We start from the raw sequence: 16,609 nt of genomic DNA, 5'->3' as shown, positions 1-16,609 counted from the left end.
ACATTCTCGATGCTGGAATTGACAACGACTATCTCTGGGGTGGTCAAGGCGATGACACTTTATCAGCCCAAGCTGGCGACGACTACCTGTTTGGGGAAAACGGCGATGACATCCTTGATGCTGGCGAAGGTAACGATTCCCTCTACGGTGGAGACGGCAAAGATACCCTGTTCGGCGAAGCTGGCAACGACTTATTGCAAGGCGGTTTCGGCGATGACTCACTTTTAGCAGGCGACGGTAACGATACCCTTCTCGGTCAAGCTGACAACGACACTCTCTACGGCTTCAGTGGCGATGACATCCTGGAAGGCAACTCAGGAACAGACCGACTTTTTGGGGAACTCGGCAACGATACTCTCAATGGCGGTACTGAAAACGATACCCTCGAAGGTGGCGACGGTAACGACATTCTGGACGGTGGCGAAAATAACGACAGTTTGTTCGGACAAGTCGGTGATGATACGGTTATCGGCAACCGTGGCGATGACATTGTTGACGGCGGTTTGGGCAATGATTTGCTTCAGGGTAATCAAGGGCGCGATCGAATTTACGGTCAAGCCGGCCTCGATACCCTGTTCGGTGGCAGCGACGGCGACACTCTTTGGGGAGGAGACGACAACGACAATTTGCTGGGAGAATCCGGCAGCGATACCCTGTTCGGCGGTTTCGGCAATGACCAACTCGACGGTGGCGAAAATAATGACAGCCTCTACGGGGAAGGTGGCGATGATACCCTAGCTGGCGGAACAGAGGACGATTTTGTAGATGGCGGTACCGAAAACGACACTCTCTCCGGCAATGACGGCCGTGACAAATTATACGGCCGCCAAGGCAACGACTTTTTAGAAGGCAATGCCGATAACGACCAACTGTGGGGTGGAGATAACGAGGATACGTTGTTAGGACAAACCGGAGACGACATTCTGCGGGGCGAATCCGGCAATGACAGCCTTGATGGTGGCGAAGGGGCCGATCGACTTTTCGGTCAAATCGGCAAAGATACCCTCTCCGGTAACATTGGCGACGACTACTTAGAAGGTGGCGCAGACGATGATAGCTTAACTGGCGGCGCAGGGCGCGATCGCATTTTCGGAAATGATGGCAACGACATCGCCGACGGCAACAGCGGCGACGACTACATCGACGGCGGCGCTAACAACGATACTTTAGCAGGGGGAGAAGGGGGCGATCGAATTTTCGGTCAATCCGGCAACGACAGCCTCGAAGGTAACGACGACAACGACTTCCTCGATAGCGGCACCGGAAATGACACGCTGTGGGGCAACGACGGGGACGACGAACTCTACGGCCGAGAAGACCTCGATTTCATCGACGGCGGCCGTGGCAACGACCAAATCTACGGCGGAGATGCAGCCGACACCCTCCTCGGACAAATCGGCAGCGACAACATCGACGGTGGTTCCGGCGCCGACTCGATTCTCGGCGGCGATGGCAACGACAACATTTGGGCCCAAGCCGGCGATGACTTCATCCACGGCGGCGCCGGCAGCGACAACATTTGGGGCGACGAAGACGACGACCTGATTTTTGGAGAAGCAGGTGAAGACAAAATCGATGGCGGTTCCGGCTACGACAGCATCGACGGCGGCGCCGGCAACGACCAACTGTTCGGCGGTACGGGCAACGACCAACTGTTCGGCGGTGCCGGCAACGACAAAATTGACGGCAGCATCGACGACGACAAACTCTTCGGAGGTGCCGGCAACGACTTGATGTTTGGCAGTCAAGGGCAAGACACGATGTTAGGCGAAGTAGGGGAAGACACCCTCTACGGTGGCGATGAAACCGACTTGATGGACGGCGGGGCCAGTAACGACATGGTTGTCGGCGACTCCGGCGACGACACCCTCACAGGCGATTCCGGCGACGACACCCTCACAGGTGGTGGTGGCAACGACTGGATGGGCGGTGGTAACGGCGACGACTTAATGTTCGGCGAATGCGAAGACGACACCATGCTGGGAGGTGCCGGTCAGGACACCCTTGACGGCGGTTGTGGCAACGACTTGCTAACTGGGGAAGCTGGCAGTGACAACCTCTTGGGCAACGAAGGCGATGACAGTCTCGATGGTGGCAGCAGCAATGACACCCTCGATGGCGGTAATGGCAACGACTTCTTAAATGGTGGCAGCGGCAACGACAGCCTTAACGGTAACGATGGCGATGACAGTCTCTACGGCGGCGAAGGTAACAACGTGCTCAAGGGCGGAAATGGTCAAGATTCGCTGATTGGAGGCAGTAGTTCCGACATATTTGTGCTAGCACCAAGTTCTGGACTTGATAACATTTTCTACTTCCAGGCCGATCGCGATTATTTTGGACTAACACAAGACCTCACCTTTGACCAATTGCAAATCGTTCAAGGCGGCGAGAATTATAGTAACGATGCTTTGATTAGCATCGCAGGCACCGGCGAACATTTAGCTTGGGTGAAAGATACTCAATTTAGTGCGATCGACAGTTCTCGGTTTATTTCCATCACCCCCGGAACCCCGCTGCCTGGAGTTTTCAATACTCCCTCGGATATCGATCTTTTAACCGGGCAACCTGTTGATAGTGACGATGTTCTAAGTGCGATCGACAGCGGTTCTGATACTAGCTTGTCCAGCACGACTACTGAACCAATTAGTCAGCCAAACAGCACGACTACTGCACCAATTAGCCAGTCAAACAGCACGATTACTGAATCAATTAGCCAGTCAAATAGCACGACTACTACTCTAGAAAGTGCCAGCCAGCCACTGGTGACAACAGCTACTAATCCAGCTATTTCAACACCAACTGCTGCCACATCTACCACCGATGACATCTTGCTAAATGGCGGTTCAATTCCAACACTGAATAGCTTTAGTGGCATCGATGATGACATTCTCATCTACGACTCTAACAGCTTGTTAACATCTCTAACCAACGCTCAAACTCAGCCAATTATTCCTTTGCAAGCGACGAGTGTTGGTAGTGCGATCGCTCCTACTGCTAATCCTTATGGTAATGAATCTGACCTCTTACTTAATGCGAATCCGAGTCCCATTCAGCTACCAACAAGTAGCGATTTAAGTGCCACTTCTACCTTGTAGTAATTGTAGATTTGGGTGAGGGCGATCCAATAGATAAAAACCCGGTTGATTGAAGAAACCGGGTTTTTATTATTGGTTATTTTCAGTCTGCACTACTATAGCTATCTTCTAGAAGTGCCAGTCTAGTAACTTAGTGGTCTAACGGTATAGTTGAGCAGCAACAGACAGCCTCAAACTTAGCACCAAGCTCTGTTGGCTGTCCGCTCCAACGCAGTGTTAGACTGCTGGTCTTCAGGGGGCGACAATCGCCCCAAAACCATTACAGGCTAATGTTTTCGCGCTTCAAACCCACGTCATAAAATAAAGCTTATTGACAAAATAATCTTTATAGAGGAAAAAGCGCCTAGTTGTGATAAAAAGGAAAGGCCTCGCTAATACCACAAGACCAAAGTTATAATATGTTACCCTCATTCTATCACAGAATCCTCGAAAAATATCTCAACCCCCAACAGTTATTGACTCTTCAGATGCTCGCACAAGTTGTTACAATCTCAAAAACAAGTCAGAATAGAACGATTAGCTGCAACTCTGCCATTAACCATTTTACAAAACAGTCGCCGTCGTCACATACAACGTTTTTTATCAATTAAAGCGCTCAGCATACTTGTGACGCAGGTTCCCGATTATTAGAGAGGTCATATCTCGTCAAATCAAAGCGGGAACTCAATTAATTATTGCATTGGATAGAACAAAGTGGAAAGAGTATAATGTTTTAATGGTAAGTGCAATTTATCAAAAAAGGGCTTTCCCCATATTCTGGACACTGTTAGATAAACAAGGGGCTTCTAATTTAGCCGAACAACAACAGGTACTACGTCCGGTTATTCGGTTGTTAAAGAAATATAAATTAGTGATAATTGGCGATCGGGAGTTTCATAGCATAGAGTTAGCACTTCGGGTTGCACCGTCAGCATCTCAGCTTTGTACTCCGTCAAAAAGGTAATACGACTTTTCGAGAAAAAAGACAGCCATTTCAAGCACTAAGCAGCATTCTAGTTAAACCAGGCATTCATCTCTTCTATCCCCTAATTAATTTAACTCAAAATAAAGGTTTCTCTCGCTTTAACTTGGTTGCTTCTTGCCCAAGGAAATATAAAGGTAAACAAGAAGAGGAACCTTGGTATCTGCTAACTAATCTCCCAAATTTAAAAAGTGCTAACAAGATTTACGGCTGGGGGGTGACAAAGAGGCTTAGGAAATAGACCGAATCAGCGTTGCAGCTTAAATTAAGGTTCAATAGTCTCCAACTTGTGAGCGAGTAGATTATCCATAACAACTACTGCGCCCTCCCTTAAGTTTGGCACTAAAAAATGTCCAAATCGATTTTTTGGGAATTTTCAAAACAAATCAAGTTACTTGTTGTTATACAACGAGCTATAAAATTCTCAACCAGCCAACTACTAGAAGGAAAATTAAGTTTGCTGACCAAAACAACAACATGAGCCACAGTAAGCTATACGCGATATAAAAGTTAACCTTACCATTGTGAGGGTTCACGGTTAAAAACTTTTGCTTTGCCACAGTTAGTTGCTAAATTCTAAATGTGGTGTAAATAGTGCCAATGATGAGTAACAGACTCGGAGAAAAAATGCGACTGCAAATTTGCTCGGTGACAATTTGAATTACCATAACTAACAAATAGCCTCCAAAAATAGTCCGCACGTTGGGATTACGTATTCACACCAAAAATGCAATTACAGGCAACAGTAAGCCAATCACAATCGCAATTTGTATCCAAATCTTCACAAAACCCAGCTCCGCTTCGCTGTAGGCTATCTGAGTTTTAATCGGCAGGAGGTTGGCGGTCATCAGCCAACCGCTCAACAGAGTTAAAAGTGTGGCACCAATGATAAAAAAAAGTATTGTTTTCCAGTCCATAATAACTATTTTGCACGGGACAATATAGATGGAGTTTAACTAATCACACTCACGCTTGGAGCCGGGCAAGTTTTGAACTTTTAGCATTTTAAGAACGGCATAAATTTTCTCCATTTATCTAACGTTTTACTGATAGCTGTCAGGACTTTTTGGGAAGTTGGTTGTTTTTTGTAAAATGCTCAAAGGTAGTTGATGTAATTGCTTCGAGCGTTCGTACCGATACATAAATTACGTTATGATATTCAAGGGCAAGGAACAGGTCGCCTAACTCTTTTTGGACAGTAATAGTTGCTCCCATCAATGCAAGGCACTACTGGAGCGATTCAATTGCCACTTGCACCTATTCTATCGGGCAATCGAGCAATTGTGAAAGGACAGCCTTTATTTCCAAGAGCGTTAAATTTTCTGGTTCCATCAAATTACAAGTCCACTTACCTGGCCAACGATGGTCGAGTAGATATTTTGCTACCTCATCGCCGATATCATGAGTGCTAATCCACGGAAGATCGTGGTCATTGGCATAGGGGAAGTATACGGTGCGATCGCGCAGTGAGCCAGAGACCTACCGTTTCCCTAGTTCCTGAACCCAAATCCATAATTGCCACCAAATTCAGTCCGACTCCCAGTTGGTTTTTTTGGAATTTCCTCTCTCGTTCTTTTTCCTACCTATCGGTAGTAAGAGAGAAAAGATTCATTCTTAGAGTGACCAATGCCTCCCGATTATATCAACCTTCTTTCCCAACTAATAGCCAGACATGATTTTCACCAAAATAACTTTCCAGAAGCAAGCCACTTGCAGCCAACTGCAACAGCCGACTTGTGTGAGTTTTTAGGCGAAGAGGTTATTTATCAGACAATCGCGACTGCTACAACTCCTAAGCTCTACAAAATTCCTCAAGACTTGCCGCCTTCAATAATTTCTGCTTTGCACCGCCAAGGCATTCAACAGCTTTATTCGCACCAAATTAAAACACTCAAAGCCGTCCGCCAGGGCAAAGATGTCATCCTCAGCACAGCAACAGCTTCTGGCAAATCTTTAAGTGCGTACTTGCCTATTTTAGAGGGCATTCTCCAACATCAATTTACTGCACTCTCTATTTATGGCTTGAAAGCTTTAACAGCCGACCAAAGTCAAAAACTTGCCGATTTGCTCCAACTGATTCCTGAGCCTGCGCGCCCGCGCCTTGCTCTTCTAACTGGCGATACTCCTCCCCAAACCAGAGAACAATTATTGGCTACAAATCCTAGCATAATCAGCGCAACACCAGAGTTAATTCACTATGCGCTGAAAGGGGTTCACTGGAGTCAGCCTTGGCAGCACTTTTTAAGTCGCCTCCGCTATATTGTTTTAGATGAAGCTCACACTTTTAACGGAGTTTACGGAGCTAACATGGCTAGCTTAATTCGCCGCTTAAAATTGGCAGTAGACGAGCGCGGAGGTTGTTCTCAAAAACTGCAATTCCTGATGTTGAGTGCTACCGTTGGCAATCCCGTTCAATTAGCGAAGTTACTATCTGGTAGAAGTCGAAAGCGAAATCTCAATAAATCAGAGCGGTTAGTTTGGATTAACTCTAGTGGAGCTGCTGTCCCAGAACGGCAATTAATTGTTACTAAACCGACTCATGATGCTAATTCCGATGTTGCTCGCATCATTATGTTTTTGTTGCAGCAAGGGAAAAGCGGAATTTGCTTCGGTAACGGCAGACAAGCAATTAAGAACTTGTGGGCAACTTTTAAGCAAGAAGCTGTAACTCAAACTAACTCTGGAATTGAGTCGCAAGTAGCAATTTTCTACGGCAGTTTAACAAGCGAGCGCCGCATGGAAATTATTAACTCTTTGCAGTCAGGAACAGTTAAGTGTATCCTCAGCACTAGCGCTCTCGAAGCGGGAATTGATTTGCCTCAACTTGATTTTGCTATTATTAGGGGATGGCCGGGAAGCTTGCAAGCTTTTAGGCAGAGGGCTGGCCGGGCTGGTCGCGCCAACTCCGGTTTAATTGTTTTCATTCCCATTGCACAATCACCTTTGGATAACTATTTTGCCGAGCGCCCTGAATTGTTACTGTCGGCCGAATCTGAATTGGTGAGTTTTAATGCCAATTATCCCATAGATATTGCCAAACATTTGATGTGCGCGGCTGTCGAAACGGGCATTCCTGCCAGTAAACTTAAGCACTACTTTGGCAAGAGCGCTCCTCAAATTGCAACGGCTTTAATTGAGCAAGGTGTTCTTCACAGAAGCCGGGATAAATTATGGGCTAAGGGCTTTCCCCATAAAGATGTAAACTTTCGAGGGGGAACGGGTGCTAGCACGATACAACTGGTGGATGCAGATACTCAAGAAGAGATTGAACTCCTCAGTGCGGAGATTGCTTATCGAGAGGTATTTCCTGGTGCTATTTACCGCACGCAAAACTCAGACGGCTGTTTGGTGACTTATACTTCGCGCTCGCTCTTGAATGGCAAAGCTATTTTGCAAAACACCCCTGAAACTCGACTGTTTACTGTAGCGATTAGCCACACTGATACCAGCCTCAAGCAGAATTTGAGTTTGCCTCAACAAATCCCGTTGGTTATTCCAGAAGTTGAAGGAAATGTTCAAACCAATTCAACGGATAGTAAGGCAATTCCAGCTCAAGCTATTCTGGAACTGGTTTGGGGAGAAATTAGCCAACTCGTCACTGGTTATCAATTATTAACTCGCAATTACGAGTTAACTTGTCTCAATAGAAAGTGTGTCAATTACAAAGAGCATTTACCAAAATGTACTGCCTGTCCTGTTTGTGGCAAGAGAACTCGCTCTGCTGAGCTAACATCGGTTCTTAATGAGGTAAACTTTGAGCAACCTTACGAAATTAAATTTGCGACTCCTGTACTGCAAATTAGTTTGAATTCCCCGGTTGAATGTTACCTGCAACAGGTAGTAACAGCTACTCGCCAAGAATTGCTTCAATCTCAACAGCCGATTCCTCCCGGATATCAGCAGTTGTGGGAGTACCCCGCGAATTTGTTGGCTATTCACAGTTTCGGTCATCAAATTTTAGCAGCTTTACCTCTGACTATTTTGGCTTCACCTAATGATGTGAATTTTCTGGTAGAGAAGAGAGGTGCAAATGATTATGCAGGACTCTTTTACGATTTAGCAGAAGGGGGTTCGGGAACCTCGGAAGCTATTTTTCGTTCTCTCCCTCAATTAGCTCATGCGGCTGCTGAGTTAGCCCGCAGTTGTTCTTGCAGTTCTGGCTGTCCTAAATGTTTGATTCAGTCGGGATGCCCTGATGGTAATAAAGCTTTACTTAAGCAGGTGGGGCTGCTGCTGTGCGAAGCATTTTCTACTCCTTAAATATCAAAAAATGGGTGGAATAGACGGCTGAGAAAGCGGAATAGGGAGAGAGAAATAGGGAAAATGGGAGTGGGAATAGAGTGTAGCTTTTTTGTTGGAAAATAGCTACACTCTATTCCCCAAATTTTTTTACTGTTTTTATTAAACAAGACGCTGCTTGCATCAACATAGAATTGTGCGAACCGCTACTGCGGTTTTTAGGGGTGCATTTTTCAGACTTGTACTCATGAAAAACAAGCTTGTCTTACCAGTCATTGACTCCAAGACTAGAGAGTCAACGCTGTTACATTTCAGAAATCAACCCTATAAACAAAAGAAAAAGCAAGCTTTAATCCCCAACCTCACACGAGATTTAAAGCATGGCTGGCTTTTAACAATTCTCGCACAAATAGACCGATGTTTATGGGGAAGGTGGGATTATTGGGCTTTGTGTCAAGCTGTCCCCGCTCATGCCTGGATGCGGTGGAAGATGGAGCCAATGCTAGCCATTCTGGAAAACAGAAAACCCGAAAGCTTACCCAAATTTGTAATTGAGGAAACTTTGCCAGCAGAACCGATTCCCCAAATTGAATGGCAGCATTCTCCTGCCGCAGAAGCCATGTTAGATAATAGCCTCAATTGCATTCCTCAACATGGAGAATGGAAAACTTGGTCAGCTTGGGACTATTTGGAGTTTTTCTTGGACTGGGTTTTGTTCGCATTCGGACATCCAGCTTATAAAATGTTACCCAAAGAACCCGCCGGCTGTGAAGGTGCATCAATGCGTCTCTATCAGATGTTTGACCTATCAATTCTCATGCTATATCCTGAAGATTATATGGGCAGACTGCTACCCCAAATTTGCGGAAAGACTGCTCAAAAAAGTTCAGGGTTTTATCCGACACCCTTAGCTTTGTGTCAGTTCATATCTAAGTTAGTCAGTGGTGATAAAACAGAGCGAATTTCCAGCTTCAATGAACCTGCGTGCGGTACGGGTGCTTTAATGTTAACACAGTCGAATTACTGTCTGAGCGGTATCGGTCAAGATATAGACCCTACTCTGTTAAAATGCGCTTTGTTTCAGTTTTATCTGTTTTCACCTTGGCTGGCTGTTCCGATTTGGTGGTTGGGTCAAACTGATTTGCTCCTTGGCAATACTTTAAGTAGCGATCTACCCCAATCAATGAACGCCACTTATTGGTACAATGAGTGGTTTGAGCCTGTCGAGTCTCAGGCTAAAAATCATACTGATTGTCCAGTCGAACATGAAATAAGTTCAGGAGAAAGCTCAGAAGTTATTGATTTGAATGAGAAGACATCAATTCACTCAAATCCAGTAATTCAAGAAGTTGTTAAGGGCAAACGCCGATCCAGAAAAACGACAACATCTCCTCACCAATTTACGCTGTTTAATTTGGATGATTTCTAGCCCAATACGTACCTAATTCTCACTTGTGGCGGCGGCGGGCGTAATGTTATGAGTAGGCTGGACTTCTGAAGCGAAACTGATTGTAGAAACTGCTGCTTTGAGGAGTTGTTCCGCCCAATCTGCTACAGCCAGCCCTTGAGTTTTAGCCGCATCTTGCATCTGGGCTTGCAGGTGTATCGGGAGCTGTAGAGTTAAGGTAAAAGTATCTCGTTGGGCTCGTCTTGCCTTTTTGACTAACTCTGGCTCGATCCATCGATCGAGCCACAATTTACATTTAGATCCTCGTTCGTTACCATCTTTCTCAATAAAGCTTAGTTTGCCTAGCTTTTGACAATAAAAACTGTGAGGGTCGTCTTGAACAGGCTCAAAACTGCAATGATAGCAATTCCAGCAGCTTCGGCATTGAGTTTCTGTCTGACTGGATGTTGCTCCCAATCCCTCAGCATTCTCTTGAGTGGCTGCTGAAATCTCACGGTTTGACGATGGATGATTGGCCCAAAGAGTTCGTTGGTTTTTGGAACTGTTCTCGTTGTTAGACTTATTCCTCGAATTTTTTTTCTGGTGTTCTTCAACAACTCGGGCAACGTGAAAAGCCGTAAGTTTGCCGTTAGGAGCAGTAGAAACGGCTTGGGCCCAAGCCCTAGGCTGCTCTTGGGAGGGTAGTGCTGTTAGAGGGCGAACTTGGCGCTCATTGGCGGGAAGGATTTGTGCGCCATGGCGCACATTTTCATAGACGGTTGCCGCTTCAATCAGTTGGTAGGCCCAGCGACGAGACATTTCCCACCGATTAGTGCAATAGTCTTCAAAAGTCGAGAAGTCTTGTCGGTAGAGGCGGCGATCCCGGATCTGGCGCAAAGCTTGCCCTATTTCCCAGAAAGCTTTCAAGCTCCGTTCGACTGTAGCTTCCAAGCTGCTTAATTCTAATGCTTCAGCATCAGTGAGCGTACTGCTGTGGGCAGACAAATCTTTAGCGTCGGCTTTGTTTAGGTGGCAGTCCTGTGCAACTCTCGCAGTGAGTTCAGCGCTGGGAACAACAGAGAAGTTATGTGCATCAGAACCGCGAACTGTGTTGGAGGATGACATTGATGTTCCGTCCGTCTTGCGCGGTGCAAGATTAAGTATTGCATAATGCAATGGTAGTTGCGTAATCGATTAAGGCTGTGATTGCTCAAATTTTGTAGAAAGGGCGTAAAATAGCGAAAAAGTATCGGCTTCAACGCAGCAGAAAGTAAAATAGTGTACGGTAAAAGCGTTAGTTGACATCCTCCGGGTGCGTTCGCGCGCGGGGATTCCCAAGACCACTCTTTGGGCTTCCTCTTTCCACTACTCGGCTTACACTCGGAGGAGTCTCCTCAGCCAAACTCTTGTCGGTGTCTCGCAAGGGCGTTAGTTCCCGTGTGCCCCAGGACTTTAAACCTAAATTTTCGGTAAGCAATTGTGACTGTTAGCTCTGTATCTTCTCTTATACTCGATCGCCAAAAGCGGCTGACTCAGTTGATCGAGCTGCTGCTGAAAGAAGGCTGGACTCAAAGCGCTTTAGCGTCCGCTATCGGAGTAGATTTTTCAACCGTATATCGGTGGTTAAAAGGGAAAACGATACCCGAATCCGATTCTAAGAACTTTCGGCAACTGGCAAAGTTAAGCGGTGGCAGTACCAAGACTCTGCAACTTTATTTGGATGGAGAAATATCCTTATCAGTTTATCAACGCGGTTTGGATGAGGTGGCGATCGGTCAAGTGAGTGGCAGCAAGAGGATAGGCTCTGAAAAAATTAAAAAAGAAGTTTTAGCAAAGATTTATTCCCTCGATCCAGATGATATTGCCGATATCATTTCTTCATCAGTAGCATTTTTAGCCAAACTTGTATAATTAGGTAACAAGCAGCCTACACCCTCACGGTTTTCGGTTGAGAAGCCGGAAAAGTCAGCGTCTCATTCTCCATTCCCCCCTGACTTCTGGCGATCGCCGCTATTGCTCAGTCTTTTATGCTCTGAGCAATGTACCTCCTTACTCTATCAGACCTCAATCAAACTATTCATACTAGCCCAGTACAAGAGCCGCCTCTTGTTCCTTCCTATCTGCAAGAACGCTTGCAACTGCTTGTCAAGCAAATTTTAATGGGATTACCTGTCGAGCCAATTCTCAACAGTCACCCCCAGTTCCAGCAGTGGGTTTTCCAGCTCAAAGAACTATCGCCATCACTGTTTTTACCGCAGCGAAAACTGTTTGTTGACATTCCACTTCAAACAAAACTAGACCGAACAAAAAGGGGAGTGACAGAAGAAAATTCTTCCCCTTCTCCTCCATTTAAAGTGATACAAGTCCGTACAAATGTGGGTTTAGTCAAAGGAACACCCAGACTATTTGAGTGGGCGATTCGCCATCCTGTACTGACTTGGCAAGACCGAGTTAAGTTATGGGTAGCTGCCGAATTCTTCGAGATCGAGCCTCACAAGCTACAACTGATTATTTTGGCACTGCACCCGACTCAACCAGCAGAAAAAGTTCTGTTTGCCTGGGACAGCAAGCAACACCGACACACTCAAAATTGGCTTTTGACTACCATTGAACGAGAGAGAAAACAAACAGTTATCAAGCTCAATGGTCATCTAACACCTCAACCGAAGGAAGTAGCAACAGCTATCAATTTGGATGAAGTCAATTTGGATGAAATCAATTTGGATGAAGTCAACGAAGTGTCGATATAATCTGTTCAGACTGTGTATAGCTCTTCTGGATTTGTGGTGGGAACGGTAGTGTGAGCCTCTCGCGCGGGCTTTTCGGGCCGCATCACTAGAATTTTTATGATCACCTAAAAATCGGGAGAACCGACTTTATTACCATCCTCCTATCGAGAGACATCCACCTTCCGACGAAATTGCCCAAAAATCAATACTTTTCTTCTCTCCATAGGAGGATGACACTCTTTAATATGAGGAAAAACAATAGACTATGGATAAAATGTAGTAGGAATCTTAATCGTGACTGCAACTACCGCCACCCAACCAAAAACAAGCCAACTAAAAACCATCCTGATAGTTGAAGATGACCCGATGATGCAGCTCGGTCTACAGCATATCCTCAATAACCAACCCCATTTAACAGTTGTCGCACAAGCTGTTAACGGCAACGAAGCCGTCAGTGCTGCACTGCAACACCAACCAGACATAGCCCTGATGGACATTGACTTACCCGGAATCGACGGTATTGCAGCCGCGCAGCAAATCAGAGCCGTACTGCCGCATACTCGCATCCTGATGCTCACCCACCACAGCAATCCAACTCAGGTAATGGCGGCTTTGTCAAGCGGCGCTCACGGCTACTGCGTTAAAGGCACTAACGCAGAACAACTTCTAGCAGCGATTACGACTGTGCAAGAAGGTGGCAGTTACCTAGTAGACCCTAAGATTGCCGACTGCGTGCTGCAAAATCTCAAAACGCCACTGCCCGAAAGCTATGCGAATGACGACATCAAGCTGACAGAACGGGAAATGCAGGTTTTGCAGCAGCTAGTTGAGGGTAAAAGCAATAAACAAATCGCTGCTCAACTAGGAATGAGCGTCCACACCGCCAAAGGTCATGTAGAGATGATTATAGCTAAATTTGAAGCGAGCGATCGCACTCAGGCAGCCGTTAAAGCACTGCGTTTGGGGCTGGTTTAGCCGTTGGAATGCAGCTTCTAATTGTTCTAAAAAAAGTGGTTTTTGAGGCGTAGCTATCGCGTAGCAAATTATGACAGCCTATCAATCTTCAAACTTTGGCAATGTCAACCAAAACCTCGCTCCTTTTCCCAATTCGCTATCAACGCCAATCTCTCCGCCGTGAGCCTCAACAATTTGCCTGCAAATGTAAAGTCCCAATCCCAACCCTTGCCTTAAACTAACTCCAACTCCCCTCGTATAAGGCTCGAATAATCTTACACATTGCTGAGGAGAAATTCCTGCCCCATTGTCTGCAACCGTACAGCGAACCATCTCACCTTCCCGTTTAGCTTCTACAGTCAAAATAAACCCAGACTGATTGTATTTAACAGCATTGTCGATCAGATTGCCAAACACCCGCCAGAGCTGCTGGCCATCAGCATTGACTAAAGGCAAATCTGCTGTAAAACGCTGCTTAACCTTGACTCGATGCTGGTTGAGAATTGGTAATCTTTCAATAAGAATATTTTGGACTAAAGCGGGCAGCGACAGCGGCTTCCTTGCTAAAGAAGCACTTTTCAGATCAAACTGTTGTGTTGCTGTTAGTGACTCAATCAACTGAAGTTGGCGCGAACAACTTTGCACCATCACCTCCACAGTCCGCCTATCAATAGCAATGTTACTGGCAGCATTATTGAGGCAACTCCGCAGCAGCAGCGACATTCCCGATAGAGGCGATCGCAAATCGTGCGAAACAGCGTGCAACAGCATTTTTAAATTGGCTTCTGCTTGCTGTCTTTCTTGAATTTCCTGGCTGAGCTGAGCATTTTGTGCAGCCAATTGCACGTTAGCGCAGCGAAGTTGCTGCTGTAAACGCTGCATTTTAAGTTGGGCAGATACCCGCGCCAACACTTCAACAGGCTCAAAAGGTTTTATAATGTAGTCAGCACCGCCCGCCTCAAATCCTTTTACTTTGTCAAATATGTCATCTAAAGCGCTGATGAAAATTACAGGGATACCACAAGTAGCTTCAGATGCTTTAAGTTGGCGGCAGACTTCATAGCCATCCATACCGGGCATTTTTATGTCTAGCAAAATCAAGTCGGGTGCTTGCAATTCTACTGCTTTTAAAGCTCGCTCTCCACTAATCAGCTTCCTGACTTTGTAACCGTTTTCAATTAGCAGTTGAGAGAGCAGTTGAATGTTAGCTGGAATATCGTCAACAATCAAAATGTCAGCCAAAAATTGTTTAGTTTGCTCCATTATCTATCGCCACCAAATGACAGATTTTTAAGTTTTGTCCGAATATTGCCAACCGCTATTTTTCCAGCCGCGCTGTTCGCACCAGCAGCATTAACAGGCGACTTAATATCAGCCACAGTCACGGGTTCTTCTGGATCGTTCGGATGTGGTAGCAATTGGTAAGCGAATTGAATCCGCTTGTCGAGTTCTTCATCTATATTGAGCAGTTTACCCGTCTGCTGCTCTACTGACAAAGCTTTCGCCCGCCTTTCAAGTTGCGGTCTGATGCTGCTGTCCCACAGTTCTTCAGACTCTTTGGCTCGTTTTATGTCGCCGGGCCGCACCGGAATCTTGAGAGGGTAGGGAAATAAAGCTTCCGTCCCCGTTGCGTAGGCCGGTGAAGTGATAACGCACTTGCCTTGAGGAAACCTCAGAATTTCGTCAGGACTAATCAGCGGTTTCTTTTGCAACTGTTCGCTCCAGTTGACAGAACGGCTCGTTTGCTGCCCCGTCGAGCTGCCGGTCGATCGATTTTTTACCAGCACTTCCACTTCCCCGTACCGCTTAGAATATTTTTCGGCTGTCTCAAAATCGCCGGGGTTGAAGAGGACATGAGTTGACAAAGCACTGGCGATCGCAGCCCCTTTTTTATCCCCATAGAGATTATAGAGTTGATTGAGCGATTGAATGCCAACAATCGGTACGCCGCCAGCAGAACGATATTCGTTAGCCCACTGATCCATTCTGTCGAACTTGAGAGACGGAAACTCGTCTAAGCAGTACAAAAATGGGTCAGAACGTACCCGACTCAAATTAGACACCACACATAAGTGAATAGCAGCAGCTAACAGCGGCCCCACTACAGTGCGCCTTTGGTCATCTAATTTAAAAATAATGCACTTTTTGCCTTCTAAAGCAATCGGAATGGTGCTGCGACCAATAAATGCCCGCAGCAAATCTTTTTGAATGAAACTGGAGTAGGTTGCCTCTGCGGTTGCCTTAATGCCCGCCACAGTTTTTTCAGCATCTTTTGAACTTAATAACTGCGAAAAACTAGAGGCAATCCACCTGTCCATTTTGAGGGGATGACCGTCGGGTCGGTGAACGGCGTGGTCGATGCGCTTGACCAAATCTGGCAGTTGAATAATTGCATACACAAAAGCTAAATCCGGGTAAGGACTGCTTTTTGCCAACTGCACTAAACCCTTCGCCATCAACTCGCCTGCTTTCTCAAAAAACTCATTGCCTTTACTCTCCCCCGGACTAGCATTTCGAGCAATAACTTGTCCAATTTCTGCTGCCATTACTGCATCTTGTGCATCTCTCATAAAATCCAGAGGATTGATAGTGCCGCTGTAAGCTTCCCCTGGCGCAAACACTTGCACATCGTAGCCATAGCGCACTGCAAGGGGTGCAAGCACTTTCATCTGGTCTCCTTTTTTGTCGTAAATAATGGCAGGAAAACCTTGCTGGAATGCACTTTCAACCATCCGGTCAATGACGCTGAATGTTTTGCCAGAACCCGGAGCACCAATGACTAAAGTTCCGCGTTCTGCGTGGGGAAACCAAACCGTCGGATTTGCACCTAATAGCGTTTGCAATCGAGCACTCAATCCCTGACAACCTTTAAACCAATAAGTCGGCGTACCGCTCCACAAAGTGACGGGCTGCCGTTTTTTTTCTTTCATTTGCTTGAGGGCAGAGCCTGTGGCTGCCAATTTTTCAGCCGTCCCGCAGAGCCGCCCGGAGGTAATTTTACCCTTCCCGTTTCCCACTAATTTGGAAGCAATAAGTAAGCCTGCCATTAGCCCTAACATTGCCAGTCCCTCTGGCTTCATAAACTGACCCAACAACCCCCCAAAATCTATGCTAGTTAACGAACGTTTAGGAGCTTGAACTGCCATTGGTACCAAGGTAGCTTTGTTAATTTTAGGCAAAAATTGCAAATTGTTCATTTTTTTTACATCTTAAAAAACTAAATGTTTCAGCTAGCGGCTAT

9 protein-coding genes and 1 pseudogene are annotated in these 16,609 nt (G+C 46.1%); 6 read left to right on the top strand and 4 right to left on the bottom strand.

From position 1 onward, the window contains the following. Positions 1 to 3,098: pseudogene (locus tag QUB25_RS23955) on the top strand (hypothetical protein); the annotation flags it as partial. Between the two features lie 1,677 nt (positions 3,099 to 4,775). On the opposite strand, the gene QUB25_RS23950 reads toward QUB25_RS23955, so the two are convergent. Next, positions 4,776 to 4,976 carry a hypothetical protein gene (locus QUB25_RS23950; protein WP_333186862.1) on the bottom strand — a complete coding sequence of 67 codons (201 nt, stop codon included), beginning with the start codon at positions 4,974 to 4,976 and terminating at the stop codon, positions 4,776 to 4,778. 709 nt (positions 4,977 to 5,685) lie between these two features. Between QUB25_RS23950 and QUB25_RS23945 the strand changes: the two genes are divergently transcribed. Both QUB25_RS23945 and QUB25_RS23940 read left to right on the top strand, forming a co-directional pair. After that, entirely contained in the window at positions 5,686 to 8,319 is a 2,634-nt protein-coding gene (locus QUB25_RS23945; protein WP_333186860.1) for a DEAD/DEAH box helicase, read from the top strand. A gap of 226 nt (positions 8,320 to 8,545) precedes the next feature. Next, the gene (locus QUB25_RS23940) at positions 8,546 to 9,727 is read left to right on the top strand and encodes a hypothetical protein (RefSeq protein WP_333186858.1); all 1,182 of its coding nucleotides are present in this window, start codon (positions 8,546 to 8,548) and stop codon (positions 9,725 to 9,727) included. 12 nt (positions 9,728 to 9,739) lie between these two features. Here the strand turns inward: QUB25_RS23940 and QUB25_RS23935 are convergent, their stop codons facing one another. After that, positions 9,740 to 10,810 carry a hypothetical protein gene (locus QUB25_RS23935; protein WP_333186855.1) on the bottom strand — a complete coding sequence of 357 codons (1,071 nt, stop codon included), beginning with the start codon at positions 10,808 to 10,810 and terminating at the stop codon, positions 9,740 to 9,742. 354 nt (positions 10,811 to 11,164) lie between these two features. Between QUB25_RS23935 and QUB25_RS23930 the strand changes: the two genes are divergently transcribed. From QUB25_RS23930 to QUB25_RS23920, 3 genes are all read left to right on the top strand, one after another. After that, positions 11,165 to 11,596 (top strand): helix-turn-helix domain-containing protein, encoded by a 432-nt coding sequence (locus tag QUB25_RS23930; RefSeq protein WP_193975537.1) that lies wholly within the window; start codon positions 11,165 to 11,167, stop codon positions 11,594 to 11,596. A 128-nt stretch (positions 11,597 to 11,724) separates the two neighbouring features. Further along, on the top strand, positions 11,725 to 12,435 hold the full coding sequence (locus QUB25_RS23925; protein ID WP_333078169.1) for a hypothetical protein: 711 nt from the start codon (positions 11,725 to 11,727) through the stop codon (positions 12,433 to 12,435). Positions 12,436 to 12,708: 273 nt separating this feature from the next. Then, complete coding sequence (locus QUB25_RS23920; RefSeq protein ID WP_333186851.1) at positions 12,709 to 13,389, top strand: response regulator transcription factor; 681 nt, start codon at positions 12,709 to 12,711, stop codon at positions 13,387 to 13,389. 81 nt (positions 13,390 to 13,470) lie between these two features. On the opposite strand, the gene QUB25_RS23915 is transcribed toward QUB25_RS23920, so the two are convergent. Further along, complete coding sequence (locus QUB25_RS23915) at positions 13,471 to 14,631, bottom strand: hybrid sensor histidine kinase/response regulator (protein ID WP_333186848.1); 1,161 nt, start codon at positions 14,629 to 14,631, stop codon at positions 13,471 to 13,473. Then, positions 14,631 to 16,565 carry a type IV secretion system DNA-binding domain-containing protein gene (locus QUB25_RS23910; RefSeq protein WP_333186845.1) on the bottom strand — a complete coding sequence of 645 codons (1,935 nt, stop codon included), beginning with the start codon at positions 16,563 to 16,565 and terminating at the stop codon, positions 14,631 to 14,633. The genes QUB25_RS23915 and QUB25_RS23910 overlap by 1 nt, the downstream gene beginning before the upstream one ends. Positions 16,566 to 16,609: the final 44 nt, after the last annotated feature.

The sequence above is a fragment of the Microcoleus sp. B3-D7 genome (assembly GCF_036705305.1).
Lineage (GTDB): Bacteria > Cyanobacteriota > Cyanobacteriia > Cyanobacteriales > Microcoleaceae > Microcoleus.
This window is presented reverse-complemented; position numbering and strand designations above follow the sequence as displayed.